The following is a 16,732-nucleotide window of genomic DNA, read 5'->3' as shown; positions in this document are numbered from 1 at the left end:
TGCAGCTGAGCGCAGTGAAAGCCGACAGCACCCACTACTGAGACTGCCGCACCTGCTCCAGCAATTCGCACATGCGCTCCGCGCCGTCGAGGATGCGCGGGCTGTGGCGGTGAATCAGATCGGGCGGGATATGAAAGATATGCGCATTGCGCACCGCGCGCAGCCGCGGCCAGCGCTGCCAGTGATCCAGCCACTCGGGACGCGTTGCGTCCATGCCGCCGGCGACAATGGCATCCGGATCGGCGGCCAGCACCGCTTCCAGAGTCACCTGCCCGGACAGCTGCGGCAGTTCGGCGAACAGGTTGCGGCCACCGCACAGACGGATCACGGCACTGATGGTGTGGTCGCCATTGACGGTCATCAACGGCCGGTGCCAGACCTCGTAGAACACCCGAACCACCGGCCGGTCACTGTACTGCGCCTGCAGCGCATCCCGCCGGGCCCGGAACTCCCGTGCCGCCTGATCGGCGCGGGCTCGGGTGCCCGCCAGCACCCCGATGCGTTCCAGCAACAGCGCGATATCGTCCAGGCTGTGCGGCTCGGCGATGAAGACCGGGATGCCCAGCTGCCGGAACCGGGCCAGCTGGGCGGACGGGTTGCCGCTGCCCCAGGCCAGGACAACATCCGGCTGCAGGGCAAGGACGGCCTCCAGGTCAATCCTGTTGGCATTGCCCACAGCAGGCAGACGCCGGGCCGGTGCCGGGTAATCGCTGTAGGCGACGGCGCCGACCAGGCGTTCACCGGCGCCCGCCGCATAGGCCAGTTCAGTCAGGGACGGCGCCAGGCTGACAATGCGCTGTGCCGGCGCGTCCAGGACAAGGGCCTGTCCCGACATGTCCTCGACCCGGACCCCGGCAGCAACGCACGCGGCCGGGAATGCCAGAACCAGCCACAGAGACATGACACGAACCGCTTTCATCCGAACCAGTATACCGTCCGCACACATTGCATGACATGAACACACCGACCCTCATGATCCAGGGCACCACCTCGGATGCCGGCAAGAGCGTGCTCACCGCCGGCCTGTGCCGCTGGCTGCGCCGGCGCGGCATCCGGGTCGCCCCCTTCAAGCCCCAGAACATGGCACTCAACAGTGCGGTCACCGTCGATGGCGGCGAGATCGGCCGTGCCCAGGCGGTACAGGCCCAGGCCGCCGGCGTGGAGCCGCACAGCGACATGAACCCGGTGCTGATCAAGCCCGGCAGCGACACCACCGCGCAGATCATTCTCCAGGGGCAGGTCTACGGCAATATGGACGCGGTCGATTATCACGCCTGCAAGGCCAGCGCGCGGGCGGCCGTACTGGAATCCTATGCCCGCCTGGCGCAGCAGTATGACGCCGTGCTGGTGGAAGGCGCCGGCAGTCCGGCCGAGATCAATCTGCGCGACAACGACATCGCCAACATGGGCTTCGCCGAGGCGGTGGACTGTCCGGTGGCGCTGATCGCCGACATCGACCGCGGCGGCGTGTTCGCCCACATCCACGGCACCCTGGCGCTGCTGTCCGACAGCGAGCGTGCCCGCACCCGCGGCTTCGTCATCAACCGTTTCCGCGGCGACATGGCGCTGCTGCAGGGCGGACTGGACTGGCTGACCCGCAGCAGCGGCAAACCCGTGCTCGGTGTGCTGCCCTGGCTGCATGGCCTGCATCTGGAGGCCGAGGACGCCATCCGGGCGGAACAACAGACCGGCTCAGACCACGACCGCCTCGACGTGGTCATCCCCATCCTGCCGCACATCAGTAACCACACCGATTTCGACAGCCTGCGGCTGCATCCGCAGGTCAATGTCATCTGGGTGCAGATCGACGCCACCCCGCCGCCGGCGGACCTGGTGATCCTGCCCGGCAGCAAGCAGGTGCGCGCCGATCTGGCGCGGCTGCAGGCGCGTGGCTGGCAGCAGTATCTGCAGCGGCATCTGCGCTATGGCGGCAAATTGATCGGCATCTGCGGCGGCTTCCAGATGCTGGGCCGGAGCATCGATGACACGGACGCAGTGGAAGGCACCCCGGGGAGCAGCGCCGGCTTCGGCCTGCTCGAGCTGCACACCCGGTTGCGGCCGGACAAACAGCTGCGGCGCTGCCGGGGTCGTCTGCTGCATGATGAAGCGCCGGTCACGGGCTATGAGATCCACATGGGCGAGAGCACCGGCGCAGCGCTGCAGCGCCCTGCCCTCCGGCTGGACGACCGGGACGAGGGCTGCATTTCAGACGACGGCCAGATCCTCGGCACCTATCTGCACGGCCTGTTCGACCAGCCGGAGGCCTGCGGCAGCCTGCTGCACTGGGGCGGACTGGATGATCCCGAGCCGCTGGATTATCCCGCCCTGCGCGAAGCAGGCATCGAGCGCATGGCCGATACCATTGCGGCCCATATGGAGGAGGCGTTGTTGCTGCAGCTCATCGGGCTGGAGCCCGGCTGATCCGGACCGGTCATTCCCCGTACACCGTGACCGTCACCGCCCGGCGCTGGGCCTGGGTGCGGTGCTCCCACAGATAGACACCCTGCCAGGTGCCGAGCACACAGTCACCGCCGGCCACCGGCAGAGTCAGATCGGCGCCGGTCAGAACCGTGCGCACATGCGCCGGCATGTCGTCCGGCCCTTCGTCGTCGTGCCGGAACAGGGGATCGCCGTCCGGCGCCAGCCGCGCCATGAAGCGTTCCAGGTCGGCCCGCACCGCCGGGTCGGCGTTCTCGCACAGCATCAGCGAGGCACTGGTGTGCTGAACGAAGACATGACACAGACCGGTGCGGATGCCGCTGTCGCGCACCGCCTCCCGGACCGCGCGGGTCAGGTCATGGGTACCCCGGCCGCGGGTGGACAGGCTGAGGGTGTGTTGAAAGACCATGGATTCAGATCGCCATCATCGCCATGCACCAAATCGGTGCGCTCGTATGCATCCCTATTATATCAATGTATACAGGCCTGCCGCCCCGCATTCATGTATAATCCGCCCTCCCTTATTCAGAGTACCCGCACCGTGATCCAGAACCTGCGCAACATCGCCATCATCGCCCACGTCGACCATGGCAAAACCACCCTTGTCGATCAACTACTTAGTCAGTCCGGGACCTTCGGTGACCGGGGTGTGGCCCCGGAGCGGGTGATGGATTCGAACGACCTGGAGAAGGAACGCGGGATCACCATCCTGTCCAAGAACACCGCCATCCAGTGGCATGACTACCGCATCAACATCGTCGACACCCCCGGCCATGCCGACTTCGGCGGCGAGGTGGAGCGGGTGCTGTCGATGGTCGATTCGGTGCTGCTGCTGGTCGACGCGGTCGAGGGTCCGATGCCGCAGACCCGTTTCGTCACCCAGAAGGCGCTGGAGCGGGGCCTCAAACCCATTGTCGTCATCAACAAGATCGACCGCCCCGGTGCGCGCCCCGACTGGGTACTGGATCAGACCTTCGACCTGTTCGACCGCCTGGGCGCGACCGATGAACAGCTCGACTTCCCGGTGGTCTACGCCTCCGGCCTGAACGGCTATGCCAGCCTGGACCAGGGCGCGCGCGAGGGCGACATGACCCCGCTGTTCGAGACCATCGTGGAGAAGGTCGCCTGCCCCGAGGTCGACGCCGACGGCCCGTTCCAGATGCAGGTCAGTTCGCTGGACTACAACAGCTACGTGGGCGTGATCGGCATCGGCCGCATCAGCCGCGGCAAGGTCAGGACCAACACCAGTGTCGCGGTCCTCGACCGTGACGGCCACCGGCGCAGCGGCCGCATCCTGCAGATCTTCGGCTTCATGGGCCTGGAGCGCGTCGAGGTCAATGAGGCCTCCGCCGGCGACATCATCGCCTTCACCGGCATCGAGAACCTGAACATCTCCGACACCCTGTGCGACCCGGCGCACCCGGAGGTGCTGCCGCCGCTGACCGTGGACCAGCCGACGGTGAGCATGACCTTCCAGGTCAACAACTCGCCGTTTGCCGGCAAAGACGGCAAATACATCACCTCGCGCCAGATCCGCGAACGCCTGGACAAGGAGTTGGTGCACAACGTCGCCCTGCGGGTGGAGGATACCGAGGACCCGGACAAGTTCCGCGTCTCCGGCCGCGGCGAGCTGCACCTCTCGACCCTGATCGAGAACATGCGCCGTGAGGGCTATGAGTTGGGGGTATCGCGCCCCGAGGTCATCGTGCGCGAGATCGACGGCGTCAGGCAGGAACCCTACGAACAACTCACCGTCGACGTCGAGGAACAGCACCAGGGCGGCGTGATGGAGAAGCTCGGCACCCGCGGCGGCGAACTCAAGGACATGATGCCCGACGGCAAGGGCCGGGTGCGGCTGGACTACATCATCCCCTCGCGCGGCCTGATCGGTTTTCGCACCGAGTTCCTGACCACCACCCAGGGCACCGGCCTGCTGTACTCGGTGTTCGATCACTACGGGCCCTACAAGCCCGGCAACTTCGGCCAGCGCATCAATGGCGTGCTGATCGCCAATGGCGCCGGCAAGGCGCTGGGCTATGCCCTGTTCAACCTGCAGGAACGCGGGCGGCTGTTCATCGGCCCGGGGCAGGAGGTCTACGAGGGCATGGTCATCGGCATCCACTCGCGCGACAACGACCTGGTGGTCAATCCGCTCAAGGCCAAGCAGCTGACCAATGTCCGCGCCGCCGGCACGGACGAGAACATACTGCTCACCCCGCCGGTGAAGCTGTCGCTGGAACAGGCACTGGAGTTCATCGACGACGACGAACTGGTGGAGGTCACGCCGAAGGCGATCCGCCTGCGCAAGAAGCTGCTGTTGGAACACGAGCGCAAGAAGGCCGCACGCTCGGCATAGCTCAGGATTCAGGGGCCGAGGGGTAGGATGGGTAAAGGCGCAACGCGCCGCAACCCATCGCGGCCCGCCGGGCCTGATGGGTTACGCGACGCTTCACCCATCCTACGCCTGACGCAACGGTGCATCCTCATCCCTGGGACTCATACACCGCCATGATGGCCCGCAGCTCGGCCAGCAGCAGGCGGCGCCCGGCAGTGTCCAGATGGGCATAGGCCGGATGCTCGGTGCCCGACTCCAGGGCCAGGATGTATTCCTGCACCACCGTGCAGCCCTCCGCACACAGGCGATCGATCAGCGCATTGACCTCGGGATTGTCCGTGAGCGCCATCGCCTCACTCCCACCCTGCCAGCCACAGCCGCAGCCGCAGACCGATACCGGTGGTATAGCCGACGCTGGTGAAACGGATATCGCCCTGCGGGCCGATGACAAAGGAGGCCGGCACTCCCTGCACCCCGTAGCGGGCAGCAATGGCCCCGTCGCGGTCGTTGATCACGGTAAATCCCAGCCCCTGTTCCGCCATGTACTGTTTCAACTCCCCGTCACTGCCCGAATCCAGTGCCACCGTCAGGACCGGGTGGTCATGGGCAATGGCATCGATGCTGCCCTCCTCCAGCCGGCACACCGGGCACCAGCTGGCCCAGAAGTGCACCAGCATCGGCTGGCCCGCATGATCGGCCAGGGCAACCGGCCGGCCCTGGATATCGCGGGCCTGGAATGCCGGGGCCTGACCGCTGGCGGTATCCCAGGTCCGGTACAGGTGCACCGCGCCCAGTACCAGCAGCACCAGCGCCACCTGCCAGGCCGCCCGTCCCAGGCGTATGAGATGCCTATGCCGGGTCATGAGGTCTGGGGAATCGCCGACTGTGGCGCATTGCAGCCGCCAACTCCATCACATTTTCGTCCGCAGAGGGTCAATAAACGTCAAAGCTGTGACGCAGATTCAGGCAGGGTTCAGCCTGCCATGACTAGAGTGAGACTCAAGTGAACAGGAATCATCCAATGACCGCAAGCCGCAGCACAATCCGTCTTCGCAGCCTCGGTGCCCTCGGGGCGCTGGTACTGCTCGTCGGCTGTGCCGGCAGCGGCACCGACCCGCTTGCGCGGCAGGCTCAGGAAACCGTCCTCGGTCAGGGCCATAATCAGGTCATCGCCTGGTTGCCCCGCGACGCGGCCCAGAGTCCCACCGTGGCCCGCGCCCGGACGCTGGTGGCCCTGGGCGAGGCCAAGCGCAGGACCGAGGCCGCCCTGTGCGGCGGCGAGTGGGTATTCAGCGGGGAAGTGGACGAGGCCGGCATGCCCGCCACGGCAACCGCGCCGGACTCGCTCGGCCGTTATGCCGCCTGGCATTACCGCATCGCCTGGAATCCCGGCCTGCCCGACTGCGGCAATGTCCGCCCGCAGGAATACTATCAGACCCTGAGCGCCCACCTGCCGGAATGGATGCTGGTGCAGAGCGGCACCCCGGTGGCGGTATATCATCAGGGTGAGGCGATCTTCCGGCAGGGTGACGCCCCGATGATGGTGGCGTTGCAGGACTGAACCGTGCCCCGCCCCGGACTGTGGCGCCAGCATCGCCGTGCCCGCGGCCGGAGCCGCCGTGAGGGCTTAGCGTGCACACCCCGCACATGCGCCCTCACGGGGGCTCCGGCCACAGGCACTGGTTCGGCGGGTTGAAGCTGCCTGAACTCGAAGAACCCTCATGATCCCGTACAACAACCCGCTTCCCGCCGCACGCAAGTCAGCGTCGGGCGGGCGAGGCTTCCGGGCGCATGTGCGCAATCTGCACGCTAAGCCCGGAAGCCTCGCCCGCCCGGCGCTGATCCGCCCGGCAGACATACCGATCAACGCGCAGGCTGCCTCTGCACCACCAGATCACGCAGGGTCATGCCATCCAGATGCGCGGCCTGCGCACCCTGCAGTTCCTCCATCAGGCCGTCCACCGCCTGCAACGCGGGCACCTGCCCCGGGCGCACGAAATGGCTCTCTCCCGCCTCCCGCACCCGGTTGAGCAGTTCATCCAGGCGGATGGTCTCGATATCCCGCGCGGGTACGTAGCCAACGATCTCACTCGCGGTCGCGACCAGGAAGCCCCGCTCGAGCAGCACCTCGAGCAGCTGGTTGAGCGGTTCGGCCGGCAGATTGAGGTGATCGCACAGCTGTGTCAGCGTCCAGGGCGGGCGATTGTGGAAGTGATTCTCACCGGCCAGGTACATCACCGTCAGCGCCAGCCGCTCCTTGAGCCGGTTGCTCAGCAGCAACCGCACCCGGTGCCGGGTCAGGTACTGGGGATTCTGGATATAGAACGCCAATTGCGCGCCCAGCAACAGCACCAGCCAGTTGATGTAGAGCCAGATCAGCAGCATCACCAGGATGGCGAAGCTGGAGTAAATGGCGGCGTATTTGGTCGATGAGGCGATGAAGGAGGCAAAGACCCAGCCGGTGGTCTGCCACAGAAAGCCTGCCAGCAGGGCGGCGATTGCCGCCGCGCCGAAGCGCACCCGCACATTGGGGATGAATATATAAATGAAGGTGAAGGCGACCCAGATCAGCACATAGGGCACCAGCTTGGTGGCCAGGACGATCAGGGTACCGAAGGGCTCGATCGCCATCAGCTGCTGCATCAGCCCGGTGTTCATGACCGAGGCGGTCATGCCCAACGCACTGATGATCAGCAACGGGCCGATCAGTATTACGCTGAGGTAATTGCTGAACCGCTGGGCGAACGGCCGCAGCTGCTCCACCCGCCATACAAAATTGAACGAGCCCTCAATTTTTTTCAGCAAAGACAATACGGTATAAACCAGGAGCAGGAGGCCGATGCCGCCCAGCACACCGCCCTTGACGTTATCGACGAAGGTCATGATCTGGGCGGCAACCTCGCTGCCCTTGGGCCCGAGCGGTTCCAGAAAGCCGTACAGCAGGGGCTCGATCTGCTTGTGGACACCGAAGCCCTTCAGCACGGAGAAACTGACCGCGAGCAGCGGCACCAGTGACAGCAGGGTGGTGTAGACCAGGCTCATCGCCCGCAGTGTCAGATCCCCGGAGAGGAAGTCGCGCACCATGACATAGAGCAGGCGCAGACTGCGTATCAGGATCCGTCGAAGCGGTGACAGCGAACGCAGATCATCCTCCCACACGAGTCCGTTAAGCCGGGTTATGACTTCGTTCAACTGATACATGACAGCCTCATTGGTTGATCGATACCGCGCTGACAATGCCTCGCCTGCAAGTCTAGCGCACATGCATGCGATAGGCTTGCCGCATGCCGCTGATGCAACAAGCACCCCAAAATCCCGGCAATTTTTGCCGACACCGAACGGCTCTCCCTGCACCCTCGCACAGGGCTGTAAACGGCCATACGCAAGCCCGTGCCATGGCACACCTCAACCCCGGCAATAGCAAAGCTCATTCCTGCACCCTGTTGCACACGAATCGACAACAGATCGCTTTCAGACTGTATATATAGTGTTTTGCGCATATCAATCGCATCTTCGCACATCGGGACAGACACTCGCGCGGCTTTGGTTTCATCGCCGCAGCCGCAACTGCAGCGTCCATGCAGGCCAGTCAGAAGTTATCACACACTAGTGCAGTTCAATATCATTTTCCGGCGCTAATCTTTTATTTTTCGTTAAAGTTTTTATAATCAATAGCCGTTATGTTGCGCGAACCATTAAACAGGAGGGTTTCCTCATGGCAGTGAGAAAGAAAACCACGAAACGTAAGACGACAGCCAGGAAGAAGGCAGCCGTCAAGCGCAAGACAACGGCACGCAAGACAACAGCTCGCAAGACCACGGCACGCAAGACCACAGCTCGCAAGAAAGTCGCCAAGAAGAAGGCGAAGAAGAAGGTAGCCAAGAAGCGGCCGACCAAGAAGAAGGTCGCCAAGAAGAAGGCGAAGAAGAAAGTCGCCAAGAAACGGCCGACCAAGAAGAAGGTCGCCAAGAAGAAGGCGAAGAAGAAAGTCGCCAAGAAGCGACCGACCAAGAAGAAGGTCGCCAAGAAGAAGGCGAAGAAGAAAGTCGCCAAGAAACGGCCGACCAAGAAGAAGGTCGCCAAGCGCCGCACCACCAAGCGGCGGCGGTAACACCGGCGGCTTCAACGCTGAAAAAAGGCCCGCGCAAGCGGGCCTTTTCTATTACAAAAACAATAAGTTAATCTGACTCCTGCAGAAGGATGACGGGCGCCAGGAGCCGGCGCAGTTCAGTCCTCCCGATATAGCTCCGTTCATCATAGCCGTGCGCCCAGATCTCGCACTCCAGCGCCTGCAGCGGATGCTGACCGGCTTCCAGCTGGATGAGGGTGTGATAGTTGATCACCCCCCGCTCCCATACGCCGAAGTCAGTCGAACGTTGCACATTTGCAACAACCAGTTCGGTACCTGCCTCGATCGGTGGCAGGGTCTGTCCCGGCATACGCGCCACCAGCGAACAATGGTGCTCCCACACGGTGTAATCGCGCGCGCCGCCCGCTTCGCCATGCTGGATGTAGAGTCGACTGCCGTCGTCCGGCAGGTCCAGTCTCTGTTCGATCCGCAGCCGTTCGCCCGGCTCGAGCGGCAGCGGCACCGCCGTGTAGGAATCCATGTAGGCACAGCCTGCCAGCAGAAAGACGGCAAACATCAGTGTGAGTCGCGGCATCAGTTCCACTCCTTCAACAGGACATCATATCCCTTACGGTTGCGCTGCAGACGCCGCCGCACCCCGCGCCAGGGATCCTGCCAGGGCAGGTTGCGGCGCATCAGCGCCTGACACAGACGGCGCATGCCCGTCACATCCTGGAGATTGACGAACTCGGGCGCCGGTCCGCGCGGCCGCGGACAGTCTGCACCACCCTCATAGCCTTCATTATGATAGTTGCCCAGAGGCACCGTCAGGCCCACGGTGGGCAGACCGAAGGCCGTGGCCGCCGTCGCCTCGCAGGCCCCGCCGTCCATGATACGGCGTTGGTAACCGTCCCTGAGCGTGCGCGCCGCCAGTTCGTCCAGCAGCTGCATGGCATCGGCCTCGAATACCGTGCGTCTGTCACCGAGTCGCACGACCGGTCCCCGGCCGATGCGCGCTCCCGGCAGGGTGCGCGAGGCTTCCAGACTGACGCAGACCAGCGGCCGCCGGCGCGCCTCCAGCCAGCCCAGTTCGAAGTGCGCCACCGCGCCGACGAAGCCGACCTCTTCGGCCCGTGTGAGCAGGCCGAGAAAGGGCCGTTCACCGGCGCGTTGCAGGCGCACGGCCGTCTCGAGTATGCAGTGCACGCCCACCAGGTCGTCGGCGGCCTTGGTATAGACGCGTGCACCGCTGCGCCACACCGGCTTGCGGAAGGCGAAGCCGCCGAACAGCCTCCGGGCGGGCACGTTGCGACTGAGCTTACCTTCCAGACGCACCCGGGCGCGGGTGATACAGTAGCCCTTCTCATGCAGTTCCACGGCCTGCAGCCGCCCCGTCCCCACATAGCCCTGCGCGTCGGCGAGCCACATCCGGGCATTGCGCAGGTGCCTCACCGGCGACCCGCCATGCCAGACGATCTCCAGGCTGCCGTCATCGTGCCAGCGACGGCCGTGAAAGCCGGGGTGGTCCATGTGGGCGATGTACAGCCGCACCGGCTCGTCCGCGCGCTGTCGCAGCAGACGGCGATAGGCGATGGGTGAATCCACCCCGATGACCAGATTGCCATGCGGATCGGTGAAATGCGCCACGCCGGCCTGTTGCAGGCGTTCAACGGCATGGGCATGAACGGCCTGTTCCCGAAACGGCGCCGTCGGAATGCTTAACAGATCGAACAGACGTTGGCGTTCCTGCTGCTGCATGTGACTCCCCGTTGACTGATGAAAGGCGTGCCGGCACCGCTTCCGGTATCATTGCCCGACCGGAGCCAGCACCCGCACCTGTTCCTGACCGCCTCATGCCCCGCATCAGCATCCTTCTGCCCGTACGCAACGGCGCCGCCACCCTGCCCGAGGCACTGGACTCGATCGCCGGTCAGAGTTGCACCGATTACGAGGTGATCGCGGTCAATGACGCCTCGGATGATGCCACAGTCGACATTCTGCAACAGTACCGGGCGCAGGATACGCGTCTGCGCCTGCTCGAAAATCCCGAACCCGGGCTGGTCAACGCCCTGAACCTGGGTCTGGAACAGGCGCGCGGCGAACTGATTGCGCGCATGGACGCCGACGACCGCATGCACCCGCAGCGGCTGCAGTGTCAGCGTGACTGGCTGCAGGCCCATCCCGGCCATGACGTGGTGGGCTGCCGCGTGGATCTGTTTCCCGCCGAGGCGGTGCGCAACGGCATGCGCCATTATGTCGACTGGCTCAACCGCTGCCTGACTCCGACCCAGATCCACCAGGACATCTACCTGGAATCGCCCCTGGCCCACCCCTCGGTGATGTTCCGCCGCCGTGCCGTGCTGGCACACGGCGGCTACCGCAACGGCGACTTCCCGGAGGACTATGAGCTCTGGCTGCGTCTGCATCAACAGGGCGTGCGCTTCGGCAAGGTGGACCTGTCACTGCTGGACTGGCGCGAGCGGCCGGACCGGGTCTCGCGCTGCGACCCGCGCTGCTCGCGCGCGGCCTTCGACCGGATCCGCGCCCGTTACCTGAGCCGCGACCCGCTGCTGCACCAGGGCCGGCCGCTGGCCATCTGGGGTGCCGGGCGCAAGACCCGGCGCCGGGTCCGGCCGCTGCTGGAACTGGGCCACCGTCCGGATGCCTGGATCGACATCGATCCGCGCAAGCTGGGCCAGTGCCTGGATGGCGTACCCGTCGTGGCGCCGCCGTGGCTGCTGGCGCAGCCGGTCAGGCCGGTCGTCCTGATCTATATCGCCAGTCACGGCGCCCGCGAGGAGATCGCCGCCTGGTTGCAGGGGCACGATCTGCGGCCGGGGCGGGATTATTATCAGGTAGGGTAGCGCCCGGAATGGCTAAAGCCTTTCCGGCTTGCGGCCGATTCTCCCATGAAACCGCGGTTTTAACGTCACAGGGAAGACCTATGTCCGAGGAAAACACAGCGGCCGGAACCCAGGTACTGGTCGTGGATGACTCGCGTGTCATCCGCGTCGCCGCCAGGAAGATTCTCAAACAGGAGTTCGAGGTGCTCGAGGCCGGCGACGGCGAGGCCGCCTGGGATGCGCTGCAGCAGAACCCGGGTATCGCCCTGGTCATCTCCGACCTGTCCATGCCCTATCTCAACGGCATGGGCCTGCTCAAGCGCATCCGCGAGGCCGAGGACAAGCGCCTGGCCAACCTGCCGGTGATCATCGTCACCGGCGCCGAGGACGACGAGGACGCCAAGTCCTCCGCCTTCGCCGCCGGCGCCAGCGATTTCCTGAGCAAGCCCTTCGACTCGGTGCAGCTGCTGGCCCATACCCGGTCCCACATCAAACTGGCCACGACCGAGACCCGATTGGAGCAGACCGCCACGGCCATCGAGACCGAACCCACCGTGGACCTGCTCACCGGCCTGCTCAACCAGCGCAGCTTCACCGATCGCGGCCACCAGGAACTGGCCTACGCCATCCGCCACCGCAGCGAACTGGGGCTGGTATTCATCGACGTGGACGCCTTCGACGAGGCCTTCATCAAGTACGGCAAACCGGCCGGGGAGGCCATTCTCAAGATCTTCACCCGGATCATCCAGGACAGCATCCGCGCCGAGGACACCGCCGGCCGCGTCGGCCTGGCCCGCTTCGGCCTGGTGCTGCCTTCGGCCAACGCGGTGGGGGCGCGCAAGCTGGCCGTGCGCATCTGCACCCAGATCGCCTCGCGTACCTTCAAGATCGGCAACGACACCCTCAGACTCACCGCCAGCGCCGGGGTGATAACGCCGCTTATCCGGCGCGACACCCGCTTCGAGGAACTGCTGGAACAGGCCCAGCGCCTGCTGGGCCGCGCCCAGCACAGCGGCGGCAACCGGGTGCTGTTCGACCAGGGCACCGCCGCGGCGGACGAACGCGAAGCCGTGGTCGCAGAAGCCGGGGACGATACCGCCGGGGACGAGGCCGCTGCGCAATCGGAAACCCCGCCGGCAACGGCGGCACCCGAGCCGGAACCGCAACCCGAACCCGCAACCGAGCCGGAACCGGCCCCGACCCTGGAGCAGGCGCTGCAACGGCTCCGGCACAGCGGCGAAGCCGCCGTCGCCCCCCACCTGCCGGGACTGATCCGGGAACTCCTGCCACTGCTGGAGGCCTGGCAGCGCCGCCAGGACGGCAGTCTCGACGAGGCACTCGAGCGAATCCGCGCCAGCCTCGACACCTCGGACCCCTGACCCCCGAGCCCCGATCCCTGGCAGCGTGAGTCCGCCCGCCGGCTGGGGTACAATAGCGCGCTTTGTGGACAACCCGCACGAGCGCCCCGATGAGTACAAGCGAGCCCCCCCGCCAGGACAGCTTCAGCTACGAGGATCTGATCCGCTGCGGCCATGGCGAACTGTTCGGTCCCGGCAACGCCCAGCTGCCGCTGCCGCCCATGCTGATGTTCGACCGCATCACCCGCATCAGCGACACCGGCGGCGCCCATGATCGGGGCGAGATCCGGGCCGAGCTCGATATCCGGCCGGACCTGTGGTTCTTCGGCTGCCATTTCGAGGGCGACCCGGTCATGCCCGGCTGCCTGGGCCTGGATGCCATGTGGCAGCTCATCGGCTTCTTCCTCGGCTGGAGCGGCGGTCCGGGCCGCGGGCGCGCCCTGGGCAGCGGCGAGGTCAAGTTCAGCGGCCAGGTCACGCCGAAAAATTCCCTGGTCAGATACCAGATCGACATCAAGCGCATCATCAAGCGGCGCTTGTTCATGGGCATCGCCGATGCCACCATGTACGTCGACGACCGCGCGATCTATCAGGCCAACGATCTGCGGGTCGGTTTGTTCACATCAACGGAAGGGTTTTGAAGGTTATGCGCAGGGTCGTCGTCACCGGAATCGGCATCGTTTCCTCCATCGGCAACAATGCACAGGAGGTCCGTGAGAGCCTGCGCACAGGCCGCTCGGGCATCGAGTTCTCGGAAGAATACAAGGCGCTCGGCTTTCGCAGCCAGGTGCATGCCCCGATGCACATCGACACCGAGACCCTGATCGACCGCAAGCTGCGCCGCTTCATGGGCGACAGCGCCGCCTTCAATTATATCGCCATGCAGGAAGCCATCACGGACTCGGGGCTCGGCGAAGACCTGGTCTCCGATCCGCGCACCGGCCTCATCGTGGGTTCCGGCGGCGCCTCCACCGAAAACGTGGTGCTGGCCGCCGACACCCTGCGCGAGAAGGGTGTGAAGCGCATCGGCCCCTACGGCGTGACCCGCACCATGTCCAGCACCAACTCCGCCTGCCTGGGCACGGCCTACAGGATCAAGGGCGTGGGCTATTCCATCAGTTCGGCCTGCTCGACCAGCGCCCACTGCATCGGTCACGGCGCCGAGCTGATCCAGATGGGCAAGCAGGACATCGTCTTCGCCGGCGGCGGCGAGGAGGTGCACTGGTCGATGACCATGCTGTTCGACGCCATGGGGGCGCTGTCCTCCAAGTACAACGACCGTCCCGAACAGGCCTCACGTCCCTACGACGCGGCCCGTGACGGATTCGTCATCTCCGGCGGCGGCGGCCTGGTGGTGCTGGAGGAACTCGAACACGCCCGCGCTCGCGGGGCGAAGATCTATGCCGAACTGATCGGCTACGGCGCAACCTCCGACGGCTACGACATGGTCGCCCCCTCCGGCGAGGGCGCAGCGCGCTGCATGCGTCAGGCCCTGGAGGACGTGGACGGCCCGATCGACTACATCAACGCCCACGGCACCAGTACCCCGGTGGGCGACACCAAGGAGCTGGAAGCCGTGCGCGAGGTCTTCGGCGACCGGGTGCCGAAGATCAGTTCCACCAAGTCGCTGACCGGTCACGCCCTGGGCGCGGCCGGCGTGCACGAGGCCATCTACAGTCTGCTGATGCAGCAGGACGGCTTCATCTCCGCCACCGCCAATATCGAGCAGCTGGACGAGAAGGCCGAGGGTCTGCCCATCGTGCGCCAGCTCGAAGAAGGTGCGGAACTGAACACGGTCATGTCCAACAGCTTCGGCTTCGGCGGCGCCAACGCCACCCTGGTGTTCCGCAAGTGGGCTGATTAAGCCCCGCCGGCCGGGTCAAGGCATCCCCGCAATGACGGGGCCAAGCGGCTTCGGACACTGGCTTGAAATCAACAAGTTGACGCACCCTTCCCATTCAGCCTGCATTCAGTTCCCCCGCCCTACACTGATCCCGCAATCTCAGAACAGACCCGTCTGTTCGCCAACCTCTACAGAAGGAGCGAGATCATGAACCGAATCAAGCAGGGCTTCATCGCACTGACGCTGGGTGCCGCCGCCCTGGCTGCCGCACCCCTGGCGCATGCCGAGCGCTATGTCGAGCACAACCATTACTATGACCGGGACTACGGGCGGGACTACGGCCGTGACTATGCCCGTCATGACCGCGGCCGCGGCCATGGCTACGGGCACTACAAGCCCCGCAAGGAGGTCCATAACCACTACCATCACAAAGACCGGTATAAACACCGCCGGCAGAAGCAGGTGATCCACCATCACTACCATCACGACCGCCCGTCGCGGGTGGTGGTCGCACCGCCGCGCCACTATCCGGCACCGCGTCACAGCGGCTATGGCGAGTACCGCTCCGCCACCCCGATGATCGTCGGCGGCATCATCGGCGGCGTGATCGGCAACGAGATGGGCAAGGGCCGCGGCCGCGATGCGGCCACCGTGGCCGGCGTGCTGCTCGGCGGTTCGATCGGGCGGGATATCGGTTATCGCTACTGATCCGGCACCGCCTGATGAAACCGTCCGGCGGCAGCGCCGACAAGCAAAAGGGGTGGCAATTGCCACCCCTTTTTCGTCCCCGTCATGGATAAGGGGAACAGGGACTCAGTTGAAGTCGTGCGTCGTCGTCTCGCCGGCCATGATCGTCACGCTGGTTTCACCGTAGAACGACATGTCGTCGGCATCCCCGGTCTCGCCATAGTTGTCGTCATCGGTGCCGGGATCACCGTCCTCGGCGGTATCCTGATCCGAACCGCAGGCCAGGGCCACGGTGTAGACCCCGGGATCCAGGGGCGACACGGTGTAGTCGTTGACGCCGTCCATGGGCAGGTTCACCGTGGCAACCGGATCACCGTCATCGCCATCCATGTCGTCCACACTGTCGCCTTCCTCGAACACATAAACGGCTGCGGGTGAAGCGCAGAGCGCGGGGAACAGGGATGAATCCGCCGAGCCGGCCAGGGTGCCGGCCTCATCATCCTTCACCATCCGCAGCGTCGGCCGCATGATGTAATCGCCGGCGCCGGTCAGATGCACCGACTGGCGCAGATTGAAATCGATGGTGTAGGCCAGGGTCTGGTCGGCGGAGAGCGTGAAGCTGTTGTTCAGTTTCAGCCCGGTCTGGGCACTGCTCGGGATGGTCAGGTCATGCTGGCCGGTGCCATCCACAATGTAGGTATTGTCCTGATCCAGTTCCAGCCGGATCCAGGCATAGTCGCCGGCAGTAACGGCCTCATCATCAACCAGGGTCACGCTCGCACCGTTCTGGTAGTCCAGCAGGTTGATGCTCTGCGGCGTATCCAGGGTGATGGTTATCGCATCACCGTCGGCCGGCTTCAGGGTCACGGCGGTGAAGGTGACGACCACTTCAGTGACGTCATCGACCGGGGCATCGGTGATGGACAGGCTGAAGCTGCCGGTCCCGCCGGAATCGGAGCCCCCGCCACCGCCGCAGGCACTCAGGCCGACGGCGACCAGGCCTGCCAACAGGGTTCGGTGAAAATGCGTAGTGGTGGGATTCATGGTGCGTCCTCCATTATTCGAATTGGTGACCCGCAGCCTAGGGGATGACATGTCCTGTCGCTGCGAAACGACGCACACTTCCTGTGTATCAGGAGCTTGGGGAGGCCTGGCAAC

The 16,732-nt window shown here is 65.0% G+C and carries 17 protein-coding genes; 9 read left to right on the top strand and 8 right to left on the bottom strand.

Annotated features, from left to right (window positions below; translation table 11 throughout):
- Positions 1-34: 34 nt before the first annotated feature.
- Positions 35-901: a cobalamin-binding protein gene (locus tag COW1_RS15290; protein ID WP_242466449.1), complete on the bottom strand. Its 867-nt coding sequence runs from the start codon at positions 899-901 to the stop codon at positions 35-37.
- Between the two features lie 53 nt (positions 902-954).
- Between COW1_RS15290 and COW1_RS15285 the strand changes: the two genes are divergently transcribed.
- Positions 955-2,421: a cobyric acid synthase gene (locus COW1_RS15285; RefSeq protein ID WP_201344685.1), complete on the top strand. Its 1,467-nt coding sequence runs from the start codon at positions 955-957 to the stop codon at positions 2,419-2,421.
- A gap of 10 nt (positions 2,422-2,431) precedes the next feature.
- Here the strand turns inward: COW1_RS15285 and COW1_RS15280 are convergent, their stop codons facing one another.
- Complete coding sequence (locus COW1_RS15280) at positions 2,432-2,848, bottom strand: secondary thiamine-phosphate synthase enzyme YjbQ (RefSeq protein ID WP_201344684.1); 417 nt, start codon at positions 2,846-2,848, stop codon at positions 2,432-2,434.
- A gap of 132 nt (positions 2,849-2,980) precedes the next feature.
- On the opposite strand from COW1_RS15280, the gene typA reads away from it, so the two are divergent.
- On the top strand, positions 2,981-4,795 hold the full coding sequence (gene typA / locus COW1_RS15275) for a translational GTPase TypA (RefSeq protein WP_201344683.1): 1,815 nt from the start codon (positions 2,981-2,983) through the stop codon (positions 4,793-4,795).
- A gap of 127 nt (positions 4,796-4,922) precedes the next feature.
- Here typA and COW1_RS15270 read toward each other — a convergent pair whose 3' ends face one another.
- Together COW1_RS15270 and COW1_RS15265 are read right to left on the bottom strand one after the other, a co-directional pair.
- Positions 4,923-5,123 carry a hypothetical protein gene (locus COW1_RS15270; RefSeq protein WP_096367157.1) on the bottom strand — a complete coding sequence of 67 codons (201 nt, stop codon included), beginning with the start codon at positions 5,121-5,123 and terminating at the stop codon, positions 4,923-4,925.
- Between the two features lie 4 nt (positions 5,124-5,127).
- A complete protein-coding gene (locus tag COW1_RS15265; RefSeq protein ID WP_096367158.1) occupies positions 5,128-5,637 on the bottom strand; it encodes a protein disulfide oxidoreductase in 510 nt (169 codons plus the stop codon).
- A gap of 158 nt (positions 5,638-5,795) precedes the next feature.
- Between COW1_RS15265 and COW1_RS15260 the strand changes: the two genes are divergently transcribed.
- Entirely contained in the window at positions 5,796-6,335 is a 540-nt protein-coding gene (locus tag COW1_RS15260) for a hypothetical protein (protein WP_201344682.1), read from the top strand.
- Positions 6,336-6,637: 302 nt separating this feature from the next.
- Here COW1_RS15260 and COW1_RS15255 read toward each other — a convergent pair whose 3' ends face one another.
- On the bottom strand, positions 6,638-7,975 hold the full coding sequence (locus COW1_RS15255) for a YihY/virulence factor BrkB family protein (RefSeq protein WP_096367160.1): 1,338 nt from the start codon (positions 7,973-7,975) through the stop codon (positions 6,638-6,640).
- Positions 7,976-8,495: 520 nt separating this feature from the next.
- Between COW1_RS15255 and COW1_RS15250 the strand changes: the two genes are divergently transcribed.
- Entirely contained in the window at positions 8,496-8,885 is a 390-nt protein-coding gene (locus tag COW1_RS15250) for a hypothetical protein (RefSeq protein ID WP_201346137.1), read from the top strand.
- Positions 8,886-8,952: 67 nt separating this feature from the next.
- Here COW1_RS15250 and COW1_RS15245 read toward each other — a convergent pair whose 3' ends face one another.
- Together COW1_RS15245 and COW1_RS15240 are read right to left on the bottom strand one after the other, a co-directional pair.
- Positions 8,953-9,438: a hypothetical protein gene (locus COW1_RS15245; RefSeq protein ID WP_096367161.1), complete on the bottom strand. Its 486-nt coding sequence runs from the start codon at positions 9,436-9,438 to the stop codon at positions 8,953-8,955.
- On the bottom strand, positions 9,438-10,601 hold the full coding sequence (locus COW1_RS15240) for a hypothetical protein (RefSeq protein WP_096367162.1): 1,164 nt from the start codon (positions 10,599-10,601) through the stop codon (positions 9,438-9,440). The genes COW1_RS15245 and COW1_RS15240 overlap by 1 nt, the downstream gene beginning before the upstream one ends.
- A 95-nt stretch (positions 10,602-10,696) precedes the next feature.
- Between COW1_RS15240 and COW1_RS15235 the strand changes: the two genes are divergently transcribed.
- The 5 genes from COW1_RS15235 to COW1_RS17095 all read left to right on the top strand — a co-directional run bounded on the left by COW1_RS15235 (position 10,697) and on the right by COW1_RS17095 (position 15,595).
- Positions 10,697-11,707 (top strand): glycosyltransferase, encoded by a 1,011-nt coding sequence (locus COW1_RS15235; RefSeq protein WP_096367163.1) that lies wholly within the window; start codon positions 10,697-10,699, stop codon positions 11,705-11,707.
- Between the two features lie 80 nt (positions 11,708-11,787).
- Positions 11,788-13,065: a diguanylate cyclase gene (locus COW1_RS15230; RefSeq protein WP_201344681.1), complete on the top strand. Its 1,278-nt coding sequence runs from the start codon at positions 11,788-11,790 to the stop codon at positions 13,063-13,065.
- A gap of 89 nt (positions 13,066-13,154) precedes the next feature.
- Positions 13,155-13,685 carry a 3-hydroxyacyl-[acyl-carrier-protein] dehydratase FabA gene (gene fabA, locus COW1_RS15225; protein WP_201344680.1) on the top strand — a complete coding sequence of 177 codons (531 nt, stop codon included), beginning with the start codon at positions 13,155-13,157 and terminating at the stop codon, positions 13,683-13,685.
- Positions 13,686-13,690: 5 nt separating this feature from the next.
- Positions 13,691-14,908, top strand: coding sequence for a beta-ketoacyl-ACP synthase I (gene fabB, locus COW1_RS15220; protein WP_096367166.1), 1,218 nt, complete (start codon positions 13,691-13,693; stop codon positions 14,906-14,908).
- A gap of 186 nt (positions 14,909-15,094) precedes the next feature.
- Complete coding sequence (locus tag COW1_RS17095) at positions 15,095-15,595, top strand: glycine zipper 2TM domain-containing protein (RefSeq protein WP_231971521.1); 501 nt, start codon at positions 15,095-15,097, stop codon at positions 15,593-15,595.
- A gap of 105 nt (positions 15,596-15,700) precedes the next feature.
- Here the strand turns inward: COW1_RS17095 and COW1_RS15210 are convergent, their stop codons facing one another.
- On the bottom strand, positions 15,701-16,618 hold the full coding sequence (locus COW1_RS15210) for a DUF4382 domain-containing protein (protein WP_201344679.1): 918 nt from the start codon (positions 16,616-16,618) through the stop codon (positions 15,701-15,703).
- Between the last annotated feature and the right edge of the window lie 114 nt (positions 16,619-16,732).

It is taken from the genome of Thiohalobacter sp. COW1, assembly GCF_016629505.1.
Classification (GTDB): Bacteria; Pseudomonadota; Gammaproteobacteria; order Thiohalobacterales; family Thiohalobacteraceae; genus Thiohalobacter; species Thiohalobacter thiocyanaticus_A.
The sequence above is the reverse complement of the archived record's forward strand: the minus strand, read 5'-3'. Positions and strand labels throughout refer to the sequence as shown.